Origin of the sequence: Streptomyces sp. NPDC048604 (genome assembly GCF_043199435.1) — a bacterium.
GTDB lineage: Bacteria > Actinomycetota > Actinomycetes > Streptomycetales > Streptomycetaceae > Streptomyces.
Genome location: NZ_JBICVX010000009.1, coordinates 80993 through 98069, shown reverse-complemented (window position 1 = coordinate 98069; position 17077 = coordinate 80993). Strand labels below are relative to the sequence as shown.

The 17077-nt window shown below is 72.3% G+C and carries 17 protein-coding genes and 1 pseudogene; 8 read left to right on the top strand and 10 right to left on the bottom strand.

Features of this window, described 5'->3' with window-relative positions; all coding sequences use genetic code 11:
- Positions 1 to 580: 580 nt before the first annotated feature.
- The 4 genes from ACGFMM_RS19805 to ACGFMM_RS19790 all read left to right on the top strand — a co-directional run bounded on the left by ACGFMM_RS19805 (position 581) and on the right by ACGFMM_RS19790 (position 4429).
- Positions 581 to 1396 carry a glycosyltransferase family 2 protein gene (locus ACGFMM_RS19805; RefSeq protein ID WP_393647657.1) on the top strand — a complete coding sequence of 272 codons (816 nt, stop codon included), beginning with the start codon at positions 581 to 583 and terminating at the stop codon, positions 1394 to 1396.
- Positions 1393 to 2427: a glycosyltransferase family 2 protein gene (locus ACGFMM_RS19800; protein ID WP_393647656.1), complete on the top strand. Its 1035-nt coding sequence runs from the start codon at positions 1393 to 1395 to the stop codon at positions 2425 to 2427. The genes ACGFMM_RS19805 and ACGFMM_RS19800 overlap by 4 nt, the downstream gene beginning before the upstream one ends.
- Positions 2424 to 3215 carry a polysaccharide deacetylase family protein gene (locus ACGFMM_RS19795; protein WP_393647655.1) on the top strand — a complete coding sequence of 264 codons (792 nt, stop codon included), beginning with the start codon at positions 2424 to 2426 and terminating at the stop codon, positions 3213 to 3215. The genes ACGFMM_RS19800 and ACGFMM_RS19795 overlap by 4 nt, the downstream gene beginning before the upstream one ends.
- Positions 3216 to 3319: 104 nt before the next feature.
- Positions 3320 to 4429, top strand: a complete 1110-nt coding sequence (locus ACGFMM_RS19790; RefSeq protein ID WP_393647654.1) for a DUF5925 domain-containing protein — start codon at positions 3320 to 3322, stop codon at positions 4427 to 4429.
- Between the two features lie 14 nt (positions 4430 to 4443).
- On the opposite strand, the gene ACGFMM_RS19785 is transcribed toward ACGFMM_RS19790, so the two are convergent.
- The gene (locus ACGFMM_RS19785) at positions 4444 to 4818 is read right to left on the bottom strand and encodes a GntR family transcriptional regulator (RefSeq protein WP_393647653.1); all 375 of its coding nucleotides are present in this window, start codon (positions 4816 to 4818) and stop codon (positions 4444 to 4446) included.
- A gap of 83 nt (positions 4819 to 4901) precedes the next feature.
- Between ACGFMM_RS19785 and ACGFMM_RS19780 the strand changes: the two genes are divergently transcribed.
- Together ACGFMM_RS19780 and ACGFMM_RS19775 are read left to right on the top strand one after the other, a co-directional pair.
- Positions 4902 to 5822: a GNAT family N-acetyltransferase gene (locus ACGFMM_RS19780; RefSeq protein ID WP_393647652.1), complete on the top strand. Its 921-nt coding sequence runs from the start codon at positions 4902 to 4904 to the stop codon at positions 5820 to 5822.
- A complete protein-coding gene (locus ACGFMM_RS19775; RefSeq protein WP_393647651.1) occupies positions 5803 to 6288 on the top strand; it encodes a DUF402 domain-containing protein in 486 nt (161 codons plus the stop codon). The genes ACGFMM_RS19780 and ACGFMM_RS19775 overlap by 20 nt, the downstream gene beginning before the upstream one ends.
- Positions 6289 to 6341: 53 nt before the next feature.
- Here ACGFMM_RS19775 and ACGFMM_RS19770 read toward each other — a convergent pair whose 3' ends face one another.
- The 5 genes from ACGFMM_RS19770 to ACGFMM_RS19750 all read right to left on the bottom strand — a co-directional run bounded on the left by ACGFMM_RS19770 (position 6342) and on the right by ACGFMM_RS19750 (position 10340).
- Positions 6342 to 6764, bottom strand: a complete 423-nt coding sequence (locus ACGFMM_RS19770) for a DUF6299 family protein (protein WP_393647650.1) — start codon at positions 6762 to 6764, stop codon at positions 6342 to 6344.
- 89 nt (positions 6765 to 6853) lie between these two features.
- A complete protein-coding gene (locus tag ACGFMM_RS19765) occupies positions 6854 to 7330 on the bottom strand; it encodes a GNAT family N-acetyltransferase (RefSeq protein ID WP_393647649.1) in 477 nt (158 codons plus the stop codon).
- On the bottom strand, positions 7327 to 8823 hold the full coding sequence (locus tag ACGFMM_RS19760) for a tripartite tricarboxylate transporter permease (protein WP_393647648.1): 1497 nt from the start codon (positions 8821 to 8823) through the stop codon (positions 7327 to 7329). The genes ACGFMM_RS19765 and ACGFMM_RS19760 overlap by 4 nt, the downstream gene beginning before the upstream one ends.
- Positions 8824 to 8826: 3 nt before the next feature.
- A complete protein-coding gene (locus tag ACGFMM_RS19755; RefSeq protein WP_393647647.1) occupies positions 8827 to 9360 on the bottom strand; it encodes a tripartite tricarboxylate transporter TctB family protein in 534 nt (177 codons plus the stop codon).
- Complete coding sequence (locus ACGFMM_RS19750; RefSeq protein ID WP_393647646.1) at positions 9357 to 10340, bottom strand: Bug family tripartite tricarboxylate transporter substrate binding protein; 984 nt, start codon at positions 10338 to 10340, stop codon at positions 9357 to 9359. Before ACGFMM_RS19750 ends, ACGFMM_RS19755 begins: the two co-directional genes overlap by 4 nt.
- Before the next feature lie 123 nt (positions 10341 to 10463).
- Between ACGFMM_RS19750 and ACGFMM_RS19745 the strand changes: the two are divergent.
- Positions 10464 to 11129: pseudogene (locus tag ACGFMM_RS19745) on the top strand (response regulator); the annotation flags it as partial.
- Positions 11130 to 11136: 7 nt separating this feature from the next.
- Here the strand turns inward: ACGFMM_RS19745 and ACGFMM_RS19740 are convergent.
- Genes ACGFMM_RS19740 through ACGFMM_RS19730 form a run of 3 tightly spaced genes read right to left on the bottom strand, consistent with a single transcriptional unit; the run spans position 11137 to position 14926 of the window.
- On the bottom strand, positions 11137 to 11658 hold the full coding sequence (locus tag ACGFMM_RS19740; RefSeq protein ID WP_393647645.1) for a hypothetical protein: 522 nt from the start codon (positions 11656 to 11658) through the stop codon (positions 11137 to 11139).
- Positions 11655 to 12290, bottom strand: coding sequence for a hypothetical protein (locus ACGFMM_RS19735; RefSeq protein WP_393647644.1), 636 nt, complete (start codon positions 12288 to 12290; stop codon positions 11655 to 11657). The genes ACGFMM_RS19740 and ACGFMM_RS19735 overlap by 4 nt, the downstream gene beginning before the upstream one ends.
- Complete coding sequence (locus tag ACGFMM_RS19730) at positions 12287 to 14926, bottom strand: hypothetical protein (protein WP_393647643.1); 2640 nt, start codon at positions 14924 to 14926, stop codon at positions 12287 to 12289. The genes ACGFMM_RS19735 and ACGFMM_RS19730 overlap by 4 nt, the downstream gene beginning before the upstream one ends.
- Positions 14927 to 15164: 238 nt before the next feature.
- On the opposite strand from ACGFMM_RS19730, the gene ACGFMM_RS19725 reads away from it, so the two are divergent.
- The gene (locus tag ACGFMM_RS19725; RefSeq protein WP_393647642.1) at positions 15165 to 16181 is read left to right on the top strand and encodes a lytic polysaccharide monooxygenase; all 1017 of its coding nucleotides are present in this window, start codon (positions 15165 to 15167) and stop codon (positions 16179 to 16181) included.
- 36 nt (positions 16182 to 16217) lie between these two features.
- Here ACGFMM_RS19725 and ACGFMM_RS19720 read toward each other — a convergent pair whose 3' ends face one another.
- On the bottom strand, positions 16218 to 17075 hold the full coding sequence (locus tag ACGFMM_RS19720) for an esterase/lipase family protein (protein ID WP_393647641.1): 858 nt from the start codon (positions 17073 to 17075) through the stop codon (positions 16218 to 16220).
- Positions 17076 to 17077: the final 2 nt, after the last annotated feature.

The following is a 17077-nucleotide window of genomic DNA, read 5'->3' as shown; positions in this document are numbered from 1 at the left end:
ACTCCGTGGTAGCAGCGCGCGTAGACCTCTGGAAGTGTCCATGCCAAGTCTGTTGATCTGACGCATCGTCATCATGGGCTGGAGCGAGCGAATCCGGCCAGTCCGACACTCCGCGGCTCCGACCCCCGACTACGGCCGACCCGGCCCGAACAGACTCGAAATCAATTCGCACAGGAATTCACAGGAGTTCCCGGTGAACTCGCGTGTCCCACCATTCAAACGGATTGGAAAAATCCGACCCAAGTAAGTGAATTGACCTGTCCCGAGCCAGGACTTGCCATACAGTCGCATTCATCAATACCGTCGTACATCTCACCCGCATCCGACCCTTCGGACCACGGCTCAGGGGAGGGCCACACCATCACGAAGGAGCGGACGCGGGGCGCGGTTGGGGGGTGCCGTCCTCGGTGGCCACAGGGTTGCCGAGCGTCGGGCCGCGCATGCAGCAACTCCAGCTCACCCATGCCGTACGGAGCGCGATTCCGTGCGTCCCAGGGGTGAGAACCCCCCTTTCGTAACCGGACAGACAACCGGACCGCCCGGGGGCGGGCGGTCCACCGGACGAGAGGGAAACACCACCATGAGCTCTTTCCTGCGACCGCCGGCAACCGGACGGGAAATATCCGCCGAGTACCGCGCCATCACCTCGCATCTCGCCATCACTCCGCCCGTGAGCGTCGTCATCCCGGCGATGAACGAAGCGGAAAATCTGCCCTACGTTTTCAAGTCACTTCCGGAATGGATTCATGAAGTCGTCCTCGTCGACGGCAACTCCACCGACGACACCGTCCGGGTCGCCGAGGAGCTGTGGCCGGACGTCAAGGTCGTCAAGCAGGCCGGCAAGGGCAAGGGCGACGCCCTGATCAGCGGCTTCGCCGCCTGCACCGGCGACATCATCGTCATGGTCGACGCCGACGGCTCGGCGGACGGCCAGGAGATCGTCAGCTATGTCTCCGCGCTCGTCGGCGGCGCCGACTTCGCCAAGGGCTCCCGCTTCGCCAACGGCGGCGGCACCGACGACATGACCCCCGTCCGACGGCTTGGCAACTGGGCCCTGTGCGCCCTGGTCAACCGCAAGTTCGGGGCCCGCTACACCGACCTCTGCTACGGCTACAACGCCTTCTGGCGGCACTGCCTCGACCAGATCACGCTGGACTGCACCGGCTTCGAGATCGAGACCCTCATCAACATCCGGGTGGTCAAGGCCGGTCTGAGAGTCCAGGAGGTCCCCAGCCACGAGTACCTGCGCATCCACGGCGTCAGCAACCTCAACGCCGTCCGCGACGGACTGCGGGTGCTGCGGGTCATCCTCAGCGAGAAGGGCGTCCGGCGCGGCGCCCGCCGGCGCGCCGCCTCGTTCTCCGTGAACGTCCCCCGCCGGGGAGAGGTCTCTTGAACGAGCGCGTGTTCTCGGTCGTGATCTGCGTCTACACCGAGGAGCGGTGGCAGGACATCCTCGCCGCCGTCGACTCGGTGCGGGCGCAGACCCGGCCGGCCCTGGAGACGCTCCTGGTCGTCGACCACAACGAGCGGCTCCGGGCCCGGCTCGCCGAGACCTACCGGGACGATGTCGCACACGGGGAGGTGCGGGTGCTCGCCAACGCGGGCCCCCGCGGCCTGTCCGCCGGCCGCAACACCGGAATCGCCGCCGCGCGCGGCGCGTTCGTCGCCTTCCTCGACGACGACGCGGTGGCCGAACCGGACTGGCTGCACTGGTTCGCCGCCGCCTACGACGACCCGCGGGTCATGGCGGTCGGCGGCCGGACCCTGCCCGCCTGGGCCTCCGGCCGCCGGCCGGCCTGGTTCCCGGAGGAGTTCGACTGGGTCGTCGGCTGCACCTACCGCGGCCTGCCGCCCGGACGGGTCCGCGTCCGCAACGTGCTCGGCGGCAACGCGTCCTTCCGGCGCACCGCCTTCGACGCGGCGGGCGGTTTCGCCACCGGCATCGGCCGCGACGGCGACCGGCGGCCGCTCGGCTGCGAGGAGACCGAACTGTGCATCCGGCTCTCCGGCGCGCTGCCGGAGGCCGTCCTGCTCATCGACGACCGGGCCGTCATCCACCACAAGGTTCCCACCGCCCGGGAGCGGTTCGGCTACTTCCGCACCCGGACCTACGCGGAGGGCCTGTCCAAGGCCCTGGTCGCCCGCAGCGTCGGCGCGTCCAAAGGCCTGGAGGCCGAACGCCGGTACACCACACGGGTCCTGCCCGCGGGCGTGCTGCGCGGGCTGCGCGACGCGGTACTCGCCCGGCCCGGCGGCGCGGGCCGGGCGGGCGCGATCGTGGCCGGCGTCGCCACGGCGGCGGCCGGGTACGTACGGGGCTCCCTGCGCGCCCGCCGGGGCGGCACCACGTTCTCGTCGGGCCCGATCCAACGGCCGGCCGCTCCGGCGCAGGCGCACGACGCCCTCCCGGAGGCCGCCGTATGAACGGGCCCGTGCCGATCCTCATGTACCACGACATCGACCAGGCCCCCTTCCCCGAGACCCGTCGGCTGTCCGTCTCGCCCGAGGCGTTCGCCGAGCAGATGGCGGTGCTCGCCGACCGGGGGTTCACCGCGCTGACCACGGCGGAGCTCGGGGCGGCCTGGCGGGACGGGCGGCCGCTGCCGCCGCGGCCCGTGCTGATCACCTTCGACGACGGATACGAAGGAGTCCACCGGTACGCGCTTCCCGTGCTCGCCGCGCACGGGTTCGCCGCCACCGTCTTCGTCACCACCGGCTGGCTGCGCGGCCCGTACGACGAGAGCGGCGCGCTCGGCACCATGCTCGACTGGGACCAGGTGCGCGAACTTGCCGCCGCCGGGGTCGAGATCGGCGGACACGCCCACACCCACCCGCAGCTCGACCAGCTCGACGACCACCGGCTGTGGTCCGAGACCGTGCGCTGCAAGGAGATCGTCGCCCAGGAACTGGGCACACCGCCGGTCTCCTTCGCGTACCCGTACGGCTACTCCAGCCGGCGGGTGCGGGCCACGGTCCGGGCCGCCGGTTTCGCCCAGGCCCTCGCCGTCGGCAACACGGCCGCCCGCCGCCGCCAGGGCCCGTACGCCCTGGAACGGCTCACGGTGCGCCGCTCCACCCGTGTCGAGGAGTTCGCCCGCATCGTCGAACTCCGCGCGCTGGGGCGGACGTTCGCCGCCGACCGGGCACTCACCAAGGGGTACGCCGTGCTGCGCCGCGGCCGCGCGGCACTGCGCGAGGTGCGCCGTCCCTGACCACCGCGCCGGGCGTCGCGGTTCCTCCGAACGCGACGTCCGGCGCGGGCCACACGGAGCATCCCGGTCAAAACACCGTGCGCCGCCCGTCCGGTTGCCGGATCATGGGCGCCATGCCCGACACCCCAGCGGAACCGCACCGCGTGCTGCCGATCCGGCTCACCGTCGACGACAGCGACTCGCCCTCCGACGTCGTCGACGCGCTCTTCCTCGGCCGCTTCGCCACCGGGGAGCAGCCGCACGCGCACAGCACCACGCTGGACCGCGTCAAGCCCGGGGCGACGCTGCTGCCGCCCGGCGCCCGGCTGCTGCGCGCCGCCAAGGACGACGACCGCAGCGCCCTGCTCGCCGAGGGCGAGGGCTGGACGCTGCTGGTGTCCCGGTGGAACCGCGGCGCCGACGTCACCGTCACGGCCACCGGACCGGAACTCGCCGAGCGGATCCTCGCCGAGGCGACGGAGGGCGCGAAGGACGAACCGGAACCGCAGCCGGAGAACGTGACCATGGGCTTCTGGTACGTCTCGCCCCGGCGCGGCCCGCACCGCACCACCCGGCAGATCAGCGCCGGCACCTGGGACGAGGTCCGCCCCAACTACACGGCCCCGGTGGCCGAGGCGATGGGCCGGCTGATGAAGGTCACGCCCGACGACATCGCCGGCCGGCTGCTGCTGCTCCACGGCCCGCCCGGCACCGGCAAGACCTCGGCGCTGCGCACCCTGGCCCGGTCCTGGCGGGACTGGTGCCAGGTCGACTGCGTCCTCGACCCGGAGCGGCTGTTCAACGACGTCGGCTACCTCATGGACATCGCCATCGGCGAGGACGAGGGCACCGCGAAGGGCCGCTGGCGGCTGCTGCTCCTGGAGGACTGCGACGAGCTGATCCGCGGCGAGGCCAAGCACACCGCGGGCCAGGCCCTGTCCCGGCTCCTCAACCTGACGGACGGGCTGCTCGGCCAGGGCCGCAACGTGCTGGTCGGCGTCACCACCAACGAGGACCTGGAGCGGCTGCACCCCGCGGTCGTCCGCCCCGGCCGCTGTCTGGCCCGGATCGAGGTCGGCGCCCTGACCCGCGAGGAGGCGGTCCGCTGGCTGGGCCGCGACGAGGGCATCGGCCGCGACGGCGCCTCGCTCGCGGAGCTGTACGCGCTGCGCCGCGGCACCCAGACCGCCTCCGTCCCGGAGTCCCGGACGCCGGACGCGGGCCTGTACCTGTAGACCGGGTACGGGCGTCAGGCCTCGTACGCCGCCCGCAGGGCCTCCTCGGAGGCCGCCCGCGCCTCGTCGCGCGTCGCGCCCAGTCGGTGCGCCTCCTGCGCGAACGCCGCCGCGGCCGCCGCCAGGCGGCGGGCCGCCGCATCGCCGGCCGCCGCGACGAAGGTGCCGTTCCGGCCGCGGGTCTCGATCACGCCGTCCGCCTCCAGCGCCTTGTACGCCTTGGCCACCGTGTTGGCGGCCAGGCCCAACTGCTCGGCCAGGCCGCGTACCGTCGGGAGCTTGTAGCCGACCGGCAGTACCCCGGAACGCGCCTGTTCCGAGATGCCGGAGCGCAGTTGTTCGTACGGGGCGGTCGACGAGTCCGTGTCCACGGAGATCTTCAGGGTCACGGACGGATTGTCGCAGGCCGCCCGCCGCAAGCGGCGGAAAATGGGAGGCGGCCCCGGCGGGCGCGCACGTAGCGTGCGGAATCATGACTGTGATCGTCCGTGACGTCCGGCCCGAGGACGCCGAGGGCTTCGCCCGCGTGCGCCGCGCCGCTCTCCCCTTCATGCTCGCGACCGCCGAACAGGTCGCCTTCGACTGGGCCCACGCTCATCCCGACGCCCGCTACCGGCCGCTCGTCGCCGAGGCGGACGGCCGGATCGTCGGCACCGCGCAGGTCGGCCTCGCGTACGACAGCCCGCAGGAGAACACCGGCTACGCCAACGTGTACGTCCACCCGGAGACGCGCGGGCGCGGCGCCGGAACGCTGCTGGCGCGGACCGCCGAGGAGTATCTGGCGACGCAGGGCGTGACGGACCTGTACACGTGGGTCCTGGACGAGCCGGGCAACCGGGCCTTCGCCGAGCGGCACGGCTACGCCTCTCGCCGCTCCGCCCACTTCCTCCGCCTCGACCTGGCCGCCGCGCCGCTGCCGCCGCTCCAGGAGCCGCCCGTCGGCGTCGAGCTGCGTACGGCCGCCGACTTCGCGGCCGACCCGCGGCCGCTGTTCCAGCTGGACGCGCTGACCACGGCCGACGAGCCGGGCGATGTGGGCGCGGAGCTCGACGACTACGAGCACTGGCTGGCGACGACCTGGAACCACCCGCTGTTCAGCCCCGAGCTGACCACCGTCGCCCTGGTCGACGGCATGCCCGCCGCGTTCTCCGCCGCGCAGACCGACGGTTCGGGAAGGTACGGCACCGGCATGACCGGCACCGCGCCCGCGTACCGCGGCCGGGGCCTGGCGAAGCTCGCCAAGAACGACGCGCTGCACCGGGCCCGCGCGGCCGGCTGCACCGAGGCGTACACCGGCAACGACACCCGCAACGGGCCGATGCTGGCCGTCAACAAGTGGTTCGGCTACGAGATCTGCGCGACGGAGGTCAGGTATGTCCGCACGCTCGACTGAGGTGGAGATCGTGCTCGTCAAGGCGGGCCGGACCAAGATCCGGTATCCGGCCGAGGTCGTCGCCGACGACGGCGTGCGGCTCTCCGTCCGCGCGCCCTGGGCGGCCGAGGGAGTGCGCGACTTCGGCTTCGTGCGCTTCGAGCCGGGCGACGTGTTCACCGAGCACTACTGGCGGGACCGGTGGTACGCGGTGAAGGAGGTCCGGTCCGGCGGCGGCACGCTCAAGGGCTGGTACTGCGACGTGACCCGGCCGGCCGTGGTCGACGGGGGCCGGGTGGTGGTCGAGGACCTCGACCTGGACCTGTGGGTGTCCGCGGACGGCGGCGAGGTGCTCCGGCTGGACGAGGACGAGTTCGCGGCGAGCGGCCTGGCCGCCGCCGATCCGGAGGCGGCCGAGAGCGCCGTCGTCGCACTGGACGAGCTGGCGGCCCTGGGCCGGGACGGCCTGCTCGCCCTGCTGGGATAGGGGATGTCTGACAATTCCCCGCAGCGCCGTCGCGAGGAATTGTCAGACACCCCCTACCCCAGCGTCACGTCCGAGTTCTCGACGGCACGGAAGCCGGGCAGCGGGAGTCCCATGGCCTCGGTGGTCAGCTGCATCAAGGTGGCCTGTACCTGCGCCGCGCCCGGCCGGTAGACGGGGTCGTGCACGACGGAGGAGTTGGTCCAGCTGTGCACCTGCCCGTCGCAGACGGCGCGGGTGCCGCCGATGCCCTGGGAACGCTCGCCCTGGACGAGGGTGCTGCTGACGAAGACCGGGCCGGCGCTGTCGTCGAGGCAGCGGTAGGTGCCGGTGAGCGTCACGGTGCCGTCGGCGGCCAGTCCGCCGGCCGGGTCGACGCTCACGCCGTCGCCGGCCGCGAGCGGGGCGGCGTGGGCGGTCGCCGCGCCGGCGAGCAGCAGCGCCGCGGCGACGGTGCCGAGGAGGTGACGTACGCGCATCTGGGGTTCCCTTCGAGGGTGGGGCGGGTGCCGGGGCGGCACCGCTGCCCGCCAGGGATACCCGACCGGCCGCCGGTTCCGTCCGACCCTCACTCCATCGGTGGCGTGCCCAGGACCTTCCGGTAGTGAATACGGTCGTACGGTCCTTCCACGCCGTGCTCGACGACCTCGTAGCCGTAGCGGGCGTACAGCTTCTGGTTCTCCCACATCAGCGCGTTGGTGAGCAGCCGGACCTCGGGGGTGCCGAGGTCGCGGGCGTGCCGCTCCACCCAGGCGAGCAGGGCCCGGCCGAGGCCGGTGCCCCGCGCGTCGGGGTGGACGGCGACGATGTCCAGGTACAGGTGGTCGGCCTCCGGGATCACCACCACGAGCCCGGTGACGGGCTCGCCGCAGACGAACACCCGGCCCGCGGCGACGTTCGCCGCGTGGTCCGCCTCCATCGGGGCCGGCACGCGGCCGATCCGTTCGATGTAGGGCTGGAAGGCCGCGTCGATCACGGCCTTCACGGCGGGTACGTCGGCGGCCGTCGCGGGCCGGGGTGCGTCGTGCGTCGTACGATCCGTCATTCCGCCACGGTACGGCGGGAGTTCACCGCCCTGCGGACCAGGGGCCAGGCCAGCAGGAGCAGGATCACCGCGTACACGGTGACCGCGAACGGGGTGTTCACCAGGCCGCTGAGCGAGCCGTCGCTGATCTGCAGGGCGCGGCGCAGTTGCTGTTCGGCGGCCGGGCCGAGGATGACGCCGATGACGGCGGGCAGCACGGGCAGCCCGTAGCGGCGCATGCCGAACCCGATGAGGCCGATGATCAGCAGCACGACCAGGTCGAACGCCTCGCCGCCGATCGCGTACGCGCCGACCGCGGCGAAGAACAGGATGCCGGCGTACAGGTACGGCCGGGGGATCCGCAGCAGCTTCGCCCAGACCGGCGCGAGCGGCAGGTTGAGGGCGAGCAGCAGCACCATGCCGACGAACAGCGAGGCGATCAGGCCCCAGACCAGCTCGGGTTCGCGTTCGAAGAGCAGCGGGCCCGGCTGGATGCCGTACTGCTGGAACGCGGCGAGCATCACGGCGGCGACGGCGGTCGTGGGCAGGCCGAGGGTGAGCATGGACACGAGCGTGCCGGCCGCGGAGGCGGAGGCGGCGGACTCGGGTCCGGCGACGCCCTCGATGGCGCCCTTGCCGAACTGCTCCTTGTGCTTGGAGAGCCGCTTCTCGGTGACGTACGACAGGAAGGTCGGGATCTCCGCGCCGCCGGCCGGGATCGCGCCGAACGGGAAGCCGATCGCGGGGCCGCGCAGCCAGGACTTCCAGGTGCGCTTCACGTCGTCGCGGCCGAGCCAGGGGCGGCCGACCGGGATGGCCTCGCCGGCGGTGCGGCGCAGGTGGGCGGCGACCCACAGGGCCTCGCCGATGGCGAAGAGGCCGACCGCGACGATGACGACGTCGATGCCGTCGGCGAGCTGGAGCGAGCCGAAGGTGAGCCGCTGCTGGCCCGTCATCTGGTCGAGCCCGACCAGGCCGAGGGTGAGGCCGATGAGCAGGGAGGCCAGTCCGCGGATCCGGGAGGAGCCGAGGACGGAGGTCACCGCGATGAAGGCGAGGACCATCAGGGCGAGGTAGTCCGGTGCGCCGATGTCGACGGCGAGCTTGGCGACCGTGGGGGCGAGGACGACGAGGAGGATCGTGCCGATCATGCCGCCGGCGAAGTGGCCGACGGCGGCGGCCGCGAGGGCCTGCGCGCCGCGGCCGGCCTTGGCCATCGGGTTGCCCTCGATGGCGGCGACCACGGCGGCGCTCTCGCCGGGGGTGTTGAGCAGGATGGACGTGGTGGAGCCGCCGAACATGGCGCCGTAGTAGATGCCGGCGAACATGATGAACGCGCCGGTCGGTTCGAGCCCGTACGTGACGGGCAGCAGCAGTGCGACGGCCATGGCGGGGCCGATGCCGGGCAGGACGCCGATGGCGGTGCCGAGGAGCACGCCGAGGGCGGCCCACAGCAGGTTCACCGGGGTGAGCGCGGTGCCGAATCCGTCGACGAGGGAGTTCAGGGAATCCATGGGTCAGAGCACTCCCATCAGCGGGCCGCCGGGCAGCGGGACTCCGAGCAGGTTGTTGAAGACGACATAGGTGACGAGGGCGAGCACCGCGGCGATCAGCGGGTCGCGCCGGGGGTGCCGGCTGCCCAGCGCGTACGCGGCGCCCCAGAAGAGCAGCGCGCCGGAGACCGGGAAGCCGAGCGGGCCGACGAGGACGGCGAAGCCGAGGAAGACGCCGGCGAGGAGGAGGACGGTGTGGTGGTCGCCGGGCTCGGAGAGGTCGACGTCCTCGCCGGCCTCGGACTCGCCGCGGCCGCCGCGGAGCACGTCGACGGCGAGCAGGACGGCGACGAGGACGAGCCCGGCGCCGACGAAGAGCGGCACGGTCCTGGGCCCGACGGGCCCGCGCCCGCCGATGTCGACGGTCATGGTGAGGGCGTCGCCGAGCACCAGGACGCCGAGCAGCAGCAGGATCAGGCCGACCCCGAGTTCGGAGTGCTCGCGCAGCCAGGAGGCGCGTGTGGGGGTGGTCGTCGTCGGATCGGTCGTGGTGGTCACAGCCCCAGCTCCTTGAGTACCGACCCGACGCGCGAGTCCTCTCCTGCGAGAAAGTCGCCGAACTCGTCGCCCGGCAGGAAGGCGTCGTTCCACCCGTGCGTCCTGAGCGACTCCTTCCACTCCGGGGAGTCGTGCAGGGCGGTGACGAGGGCGACGAGCTTGTCGCGTTCGGCGTCGGTGAGGCCGGGCGGGGCGACGATGCCGCGCCAGTTGACGAACTCGGTGTCGAGTCCGGCCTCGCGCAGGGTGGGGGCGTCGAGGCCGGGGACGCGTTCGGCGCCGGTGACGGCGAGAAGCCTCAGTTCGCCGGACTTGATCTGGTCGAGGTACTCGCCGACGCCGGAGACGCCGAAGGCGACCTTGTCGCCGAGGATGGAGGCGAGGAGTTCGCCGCCGCCGTCGAAAGGTACGTAGTTGACGGACTTCGGGGCGATGCCGGCGGCCTTGGCCATCAGCATGGGGGCGAGGTGGTCGGGCCCGCCGGGCGAGGAGCCGCCGCCGACGGGCAGCTTGCCGGGGTCCTTCTTCCAGGCGGCGAGCAGTTCCTGGATGGTCTTGTACGGGGAGTTCCTGCCGACCACCACGATGTCCTGCTCCATGGTGAGCCGGGCGATCGGGGTGGTGTCGGCGAGGGTCTTCGGGGTCTTGTTGGTGTGGACGGCGCCGACGACGCCGAGGCCCATGGACATGGCGAGCCGGCCGTTGCCGTGCTCGCCGACGAGCCGGGTGAGGCCGACGGTGCCGCCGGCGCCGGGCAGGTTGAAGACCTCGACATCGCCGGTCAGGCCGGCGTCCTCGGCGTTCTTGGCGGCGGTGCGGGCGGTGATGTCGTAGCCGCCGCCGGGGGTGTTGGGGACCATGACGCGCAGGCCGGGTATGCGGGTGCCGGTGTCGGAGCCGCTGCCGGGGGTGAGCAGCGGCGGCCCCACCAGCACCAGCAGCGCGGCCCCGAGCAGGGCGAGGGGGGTGCGCAGACGCACGTGAGCCGCCTCTCGGTTCGGGAATGTGAAGTGGCCCACATGTTGCCCGCGCGTTAAGAAGCTGTCTCTCTTCCGCAATCAACGGACGTTGTGGTCCTTGTGGTCGCGACCTAGCGTGTCCGCGTGACGAAGGTGCTGGTGGTGGACGACGACTTCATGGTCGCGAAGCTGCACGCCCGGTTTGTCTCGGCCGTGGCGGGTTTCTCCGTGGTCGGGGTGGCGCACAACGGCGCGGAGGCGCTGCGCGCGGCGCGGGAGCTGCGGCCGGACCTGGTCCTCCTGGACATCTTCCTGCCGGACATGGACGGGATCGACGTCCTGCGGGAGCTGCGCGCGGCGGGGCTGGGCGTGGACGCCCTGTTCATCACCGCCGCGCGGGACGCGGGCACGGTCCGCTCGGCGCTGCGCGCGGGCGCGCTGCACTATCTGATCAAGCCGTTCAACCAGGCGGCGCTGCGGGAGCAGCTGCTGCATGTGGCGTCGTTGCGGGCCCGCCTCGACGGCCTGGAGGAGGCCCGCCAGGAGGACGTCGACCAGATCTTCGGCGCCCGCCCGCGCGGCTCGCGCGAACTCCCCAAAGGCCTCGCGGCCCATACGGCGGACCTGGTGGAGGGCATCCTGCGCGCCCACCCGGAGGGCCTGTCCGCCACGGAATGCGCCGAGGCGGGCTCCCTGTCCCGGGTGAGCGCCCGCCGCTACCTGGAGTACTTCGCGGAGACGGGCCGCGCGGAGGTCACGCTGAAGTACGGCGGGACGGGTCGGCCGGAGCGGCGGTACCGGAGGGCGGGGGCGGGGGCTAGCGAGCCGGGAGGGCGTCCTGGGCCGCCCGGACGGCCATGCCGCGCGCGACGTACCGCTCGACGACGTCCACGAGCCAGGGGGCGAGATCCGGCTCGTGCTCGACGACGACGCCGACCCAGCCCAGGGTCTCCTGGGCGAGCCAGGCATGCACCAGGAGCAGCGTCCGCTCGGTGAAGTCCGTGGTGTCGACGCCCTCGGCCGCGCACTCCGCTTCCGCCTCGGCCATCCGCCCCACGGTCATGTCCCACGTGTACGGCATGTGGTTGCGCACCACACGCCGGACGACGACCCAGTCGGGCACGTCGTCCCAGTCGGGAAGGCCGTCCCTGTCGAACTCCTCAGGAGGCAGCGGCTCGGCCAGCGGCTCCGGTGGCAGGCAGGCCTCGAGCACCGCCCGCGCGTACGCCAGGTTCTCCCCGCTCCCCTCCGTCCCCGGATCCCAGGCGAACCCCCGGCTCCAGGAGTACGGGTAGGCCCGGAGCACCTCTGGCAGCAGCGGCGTACCACCGACCGTCACGAGCCCTCCCGGGCCGCCTGCTCCAGGGCTCCCTCGACGAGCGACCTGACCTCGTCGGGAAGGCCGTCGACGGTGGCGAGACGGCCGAGGGCTGCGACGCTCGCCGGAACCCGCCACGTGGTCTTCAGCGCCCAGGCCGCCTGCTCCGCGGCCATGCCACGCAGGACGAACTGCTCGGCCAGGTCCATGAGCCAGGGGGTCATGGCGGCCTCGTCGTCCACGTAGAGGCCGCACCAGTGGAGCGTCGCCTCGGCGATCCACGACGTCATGAGGCGAACCGAGCGCGCGGCGAAGTCCGTGGTGTCGCGCCCTTGCCGCGCCCACTCCGCCTCGGCCTCGGCCATGCGCTCGACCGTGACGTCCCGGGCGGACGGCATACGCTCCAGCAACACGTCCCGCCGGACCACCCATTCCGGCCAGTCCGCCTCAGGCAGGTCCTTGAGCCGGATCTCCTCGGGAGGCAGCGGCTCGGCCAACGGCTCCGGCGGCAGGCAGGCCTCGAGCACCGCCCGCGCGTACGCCAGGTTCTCCTCGCTCTCCTCCGTCTCCACGGGCCAGGCGCGTCCGTCCCACCACGCGTACGGGTACGCGCGCAGCGCCTCCGGCAGCAGCGGGGTGTCGTCGGCGGTCACTTGACTCCCAGGTAGTCCATCGCGCTCTTCGGGTCGTTCATCTTGCCCGAGTCGAGCGCCGCCCGCTTCTCGGCGTCGGACTTGGAGTTCCACGCGGTGTCCATGGCCTTGATCTGCTGCGGGGTGAAGTCCTGGCCGGCGATGCGGACGTTGAGTCCGTTCTCGGCGAAGGTCTTGGCCGGAGTGCCCTCGGGGGTGAAGTTGTTCTTCCGGTCCGTCTGGTAGCCGTCGAAGATCTTGTGCCAGTCCTTCTGCTGCTCGATCTCGTACCGGGCGACCCGGGGCGGCGTGGCCCCGTCCTGCTTGGCCCAGTCGGCGAGCTTCTTCGCCTGGGCGGGAACGGTGTACTTGGTGGCGGCGTTGCCGGTGTTCTTCACCTCGACGACGTGGATGTTGCCGTCCTTCCCCTTGTAGACGACGTCGACGTCGTCCACCCCGGTGGCGTCGACGACGGTGCCGTCGCCGAGGTCGACCTTCTGCCGCCCCTTCTTGTCTCCGATCGCGCCGTAGACCTTCGTGCCGTCGGCGGCCTCGGCGACCGAACGCTGGGCGGTGCGCACCTCCGCCATCGACTCGGCCAGCTTGTGGCGGTCCTGGGCCTTGAGGACCTCGGAGCCGAGGGAGCCCCTGGTCTGGTTGTCGATGCGCGGGTTCTGGATCATCTCGTCGAGTTCGTTCAGCGCGGCGGCCAGTTCCTCCTTGCTGTACTCGCCCTTCCGGGGATCGGGGTCGTCCTTGGCCTTCTTGACCAGGTTGTCGATGCCCTTCTCGTTGAGCTGGACACGCTCCGACTTGGGCGTCTTCTGCTTGTCGCTGGCGTCGATGATGCGCTGCTTGACCCGGGCCGCCACCTCGCCGAGCTCCGCCGCGTCCGCGACCTTGTCGGCCTCGTCGGCCTGCTGCTGGGCCTCGCGGGCGTCGTCCGCCTCCTTGCCCTTGCAGAGTTCGTCGTCCTGCGCGGCGAAGGCCACCGGGATCACGGCCGGGGCGGCGGCGATGACACCGGTGCCTGTGCCGGGGACGCCGAAGGCGGGGCGCGGGGCTCCGCCGCCGTACGGGACACGCTGCAGCGCGCCGAGTGCGATCTTGCACTCGCCGGCCTCCTCGACCTTCTCCTTCGCGTCGTCGGCGACGTCCTGCGCCTCGTCGGCGGCGTCCCGCGCGCCCTTGGCGTCGCCCGCGTCCGCGGCCTTCTTGGCCTTGCCGAGGGCGCCCTTGGCCTTGCCCGCGGCCTCCGAGACCGCGCTGGCGATCTTGCCGAGGCGGCCGAGCTTGCCCAGCTTGGCCGCGGCCTTGACCTCGCCGTAGCCGGGGATGAAGAGCGAGCCGATGTTCCAGACGACGTTGGTGGTCGCCTGGGTCTTCTCGCCGTTGTTCCACTTCTCGCGGACCTCGTCGCCGATGAACATGTCGTCCAGCGGCTTCTTTACGACGTCGACGGCGCCGCCGCCCCAGTCCCCCAGGGCGCCGAGGTAGTCGCCCTTGTCCCACTTGCTGCCGGCGTCCTTGGTGCTCTCGGTCCAGACGTCACCGAGCAGGCCGCCGTAGTCCCCGAGACCCTTCACGCTGTCGATCGGGTGGATGATCGTGTTCCAGGTGTCGGTGACATCGCCCCAGATGCCGTCGACGAAGAGGCCCTCCAGGACCTGACCGCCGTAGTCGAGGGTGCAGCCCCAGAAGCCCGAGCAGTCGTTCTTCTCGCCGCCGCCGTCTTCGTCGCCGCCCTTGTCGCCGTCGCCCTGGTCTCCGGGCTTGACGTCGCCGATCGGCTCGTACGGGTCGGTGGGGTCGCCGCCCTCGTCGTCCTCGGAGGCGCCGGGCAGGGTGGCGCCGGGACCGTCCTGGGTTCCGCCGTCCGGGTCTCCGTCGGTACCGCCGCTCGCGCCGCCGTCGGCGCCGTCTCCGGCCCCGCCGTCGGCGCCGTCGCCGGCGCCACCGTCCGCACCGTCTCCGGCGCCGCCGTTCTCGCCCTTGCCCGCCTGGGTCGTGTCGCCGCCGCCGTTGTCGGCGGGGCAGGACTGGCCGACCAGTGAGCAGACGGCCTCCTTGAACTCGCCGGCCATCCGGCCGCCGACGTTCGTCATCAGCAGCGCCGCGATGATCCCGACGACCAGGATGATCATGCCGGTGTACTCGAGCGCCGACTGGCCGCGGTCCCGCTTCCACGTGATCATGTGGGCCAGCGAGAACGGCGGCTGGTCGCTGCGCTCGGACGGGTCCGATTCGAACCAGTCCCGCGTGTCCCGCATGCACAGGAACGCCAGGATCACCACGGGCAGCAGGAGTTGGGTGAAGCCCTGGACCGAGCCGTCGCGCAGGTTGTTCAACCCGCCCAGGATCAACCAGATCTGAATGGCCATCAGGCCCCAGCGGATCCTTCTCCCGCCCGTCCATGCGCGGCGCGCGAGCAGCCAGCCGGCGACTCCGGGCGCCGCCGCGTACAGCAGCATGCCGAGCACCAGGCCGTCCAGCGCGCCGACCTGCACGGCGGACAGCATCAGGCCGAGACCGCCGAAGACCGTGGCCCCGAACAGGAAGAAGACGAGCCAGCGCGCGACCACCAGCGGTGTCGGCATCGACCGTCGTGCGGATCCGCCCGGTCCGGCGAGTCCGGCGGTGTTGACGTAGAAGGACATACTCGGTCCACCCCCCGGCGGCCGAGAATAGGCCATGCGACTGACAGACACACATTCGATACGCGCTCAAGTCCGCCGTCGAGCCGCCGGTTTGCGCCCGTACCTCAGCCCGCGCTTACCCCCGCCTTAACGCCGCCCTAAGGATCCCGCCGCGCCCGTTCCGACGGCCCGATCCGGGGTTTCGTAGGGGCCGGACCACCGGTCCCGCACCCTCGAACCCTCCAAGGAGACCGTCGTCATGACCGCTCGCCGCAAGGCCGCCGCCGGAACCCTCGCCCTCGGGCTCGCCTCGCTCGCCCTCGCCGGGCCGGCCGCCTCCCCGGCCGCCGCGCACGGATCGATGACCGATCCCGTGAGCCGGGTCTCCGCCTGTTACGCGGAGGGGCCCGAGAGCCCGGACTCGGCGGCCTGCAAGGCGGCCGTGGCGGCGAGCGGGACGCAGGCGTTCTACGACTGGAACGAGGTCAACATCGGCGACGCGGCCGGACGCCACCGCGAACTGATCCCGGACGGCAAGCTCTGCAGCGCGGGCCGGGACAAGTACAAGGGGCTCGACCTGGCCCGCGCCGACTGGCCGGCCAGCCCCCTCGCCGCCGGAAAGCACACGTTCCGGTACCGGGCTACCGCCCCGCACCGCGGCACCATCGCGCTGTACGTCACCAAGGACGGCTACGACCCGGCCAAGCCGCTGAAGTGGTCCGACCTGGAGGCGAAGCCCTTCGCCACGGTCACCGACCCACGCCTGGAGAACGGGGCGTACGTGTTCCAGGGCACCGTTCCCGCCAAGTCCGGCCGGCACCTGGTCTACTCCGTCTGGCAGCGGTCCGACTCGCCCGAGGCCTTCTACACCTGCTCCGACGTCGTCTTCGGGAAGGACACGGGGAAGGAGGCGGGCGGTGGCAAGGACGACGGCAAGGACACGGGGAACGGCGCGGGCACGGGCCCCGGCACCACCGCCCCCGCTCCCAGCGCCCCCACCGACCAGCAGATCGAGGACGGCGCCGGGAAGTCCACCGTCGACCACGGCGGCCACGGCGGCGACGACCACACCGACGCCTCCCCGACCGCCCCCGCGACCGCCCAGGCGCCGAACGCGCCCGCTCCGGCCGGCGCTCCGGCCGGGGACGAGAAGCTCGCCGCCACCGGTGGCGACGCCGCCACCCCGTACCTCGCCGTCGCCGGCGCCGGGGTCCTCGCCCTGGGCGCCGCCGTGGTGTTCACGGCCGCCCGGCGGGCCGCCGGCCGCCGTTCCTGACCCGGAACGGTGGGCGGGCCGGATTGCCGCGGACGGTCAGCCGATCACCGACGCGCAGGTGGTGCGGGTGGCGTGGGCCGGGTCGAGGGCGTTGGCCACCTCGTGGAAGGCGATCCGGTCCACCGTGCCGATCGCGACGTGCTCGGAGAGGTCGAGGGCGCACTTGTCCTGGATGAGGACGTTGGTGACGTGCTCGCCGCTGAGGAACTGGGAGCGGTACGGGGTGACCACCTGGTCGTACTTCGTGGCGATCACGGTGTACGTGACTCCGGGGACGGTGTCGCCGCCCTCGTTGAGCCGGGTGAGGAAGGGCGAGCCGGCGATCTGGTCGGCGAGGCCCGGGGTGTGTGCGCTGATCAGGTCCTCGGCGCCGGGGAAGTACGGCAGCAGCTTGGTGAGGCCGAGCAGGGTGGTGCCGTGGTTGTCGGGGGCGATCCCGACGAGCGCGTTCACCTTGTCGGCCCCGCCGAGGAACTTGAGGTAGTGACGGGGCATCATGCCGCCCTGCGAGTGGCCGACCAGGTCGGCCTCCTCGGCGCCGGTGGCGGCGAGGACCCGGTCCACGTACGCGTCGAGCTGCTCGGCGGACTTCGCGATGGGGCCGAGGCCGTGGAAGAAGGGCACGCCGGGCAGCTGGCCGTAGTCGAGGGAGTAGACGCAGTACCCGCGGTGGACCAGGTACGGCGCGAGACCGAGCCAGTTGTCGACGGAGTTCCCGAGCGTGCCGTGGACCAGCACGACGGGGCGGGGGTGGGCGGCGGAGGGCTTGCAGGAGTAGTCGTTCCAGCCTCGGCTGGGGGCGGCGGCCTGGGCCGCGGCGGTGGGGGCGAGGGTCGCGGCGACCGTGAGCAGAAGCACGGTCACCGCTCTGAGCAGGTTTTTCCAGGGCAGCATCG

Bases quoted from the DNA above. Each gene is read 5' to 3' on its own strand.
- ACGFMM_RS19805 (WP_393647657.1), top strand. From the start codon at position 581: ATGAGCTCTTTCCTGCGACCGCCGGCAACCGGACGGGAAATATCCGCC.
- ACGFMM_RS19795 (WP_393647655.1), top strand. From the start codon at position 2,424: ATGAACGGGCCCGTGCCGATCCTCATGTACCACGACATCGACCAGGCC.
- ACGFMM_RS19790 (WP_393647654.1), top strand. From the start codon at position 3,320: ATGGGCGCCATGCCCGACACCCCAGCGGAACCGCACCGCGTGCTGCCG.
- ACGFMM_RS19780 (WP_393647652.1), top strand. From the start codon at position 4,902: ATGACTGTGATCGTCCGTGACGTCCGGCCCGAGGACGCCGAGGGCTTC.
- ACGFMM_RS19775 (WP_393647651.1), top strand. From the start codon at position 5,803: ATGTCCGCACGCTCGACTGAGGTGGAGATCGTGCTCGTCAAGGCGGGC.
- ACGFMM_RS19770 (WP_393647650.1), bottom strand. From the start codon at position 6,764: ATGCGCGTACGTCACCTCCTCGGCACCGTCGCCGCGGCGCTGCTGCTC.
- ACGFMM_RS19765 (WP_393647649.1), bottom strand. From the start codon at position 7,330: ATGACGGATCGTACGACGCACGACGCACCCCGGCCCGCGACGGCCGCC.
- ACGFMM_RS19760 (WP_393647648.1), bottom strand. From the start codon at position 8,823: ATGGATTCCCTGAACTCCCTCGTCGACGGATTCGGCACCGCGCTCACC.
- ACGFMM_RS19730 (WP_393647643.1), bottom strand. From the start codon at position 14,926: ATGTCCTTCTACGTCAACACCGCCGGACTCGCCGGACCGGGCGGATCC.
- ACGFMM_RS19725 (WP_393647642.1), top strand. From the start codon at position 15,165: ATGACCGCTCGCCGCAAGGCCGCCGCCGGAACCCTCGCCCTCGGGCTC.
- ACGFMM_RS19720 (WP_393647641.1), bottom strand. From the start codon at position 17,075: ATGCTGCCCTGGAAAAACCTGCTCAGAGCGGTGACCGTGCTTCTGCTC.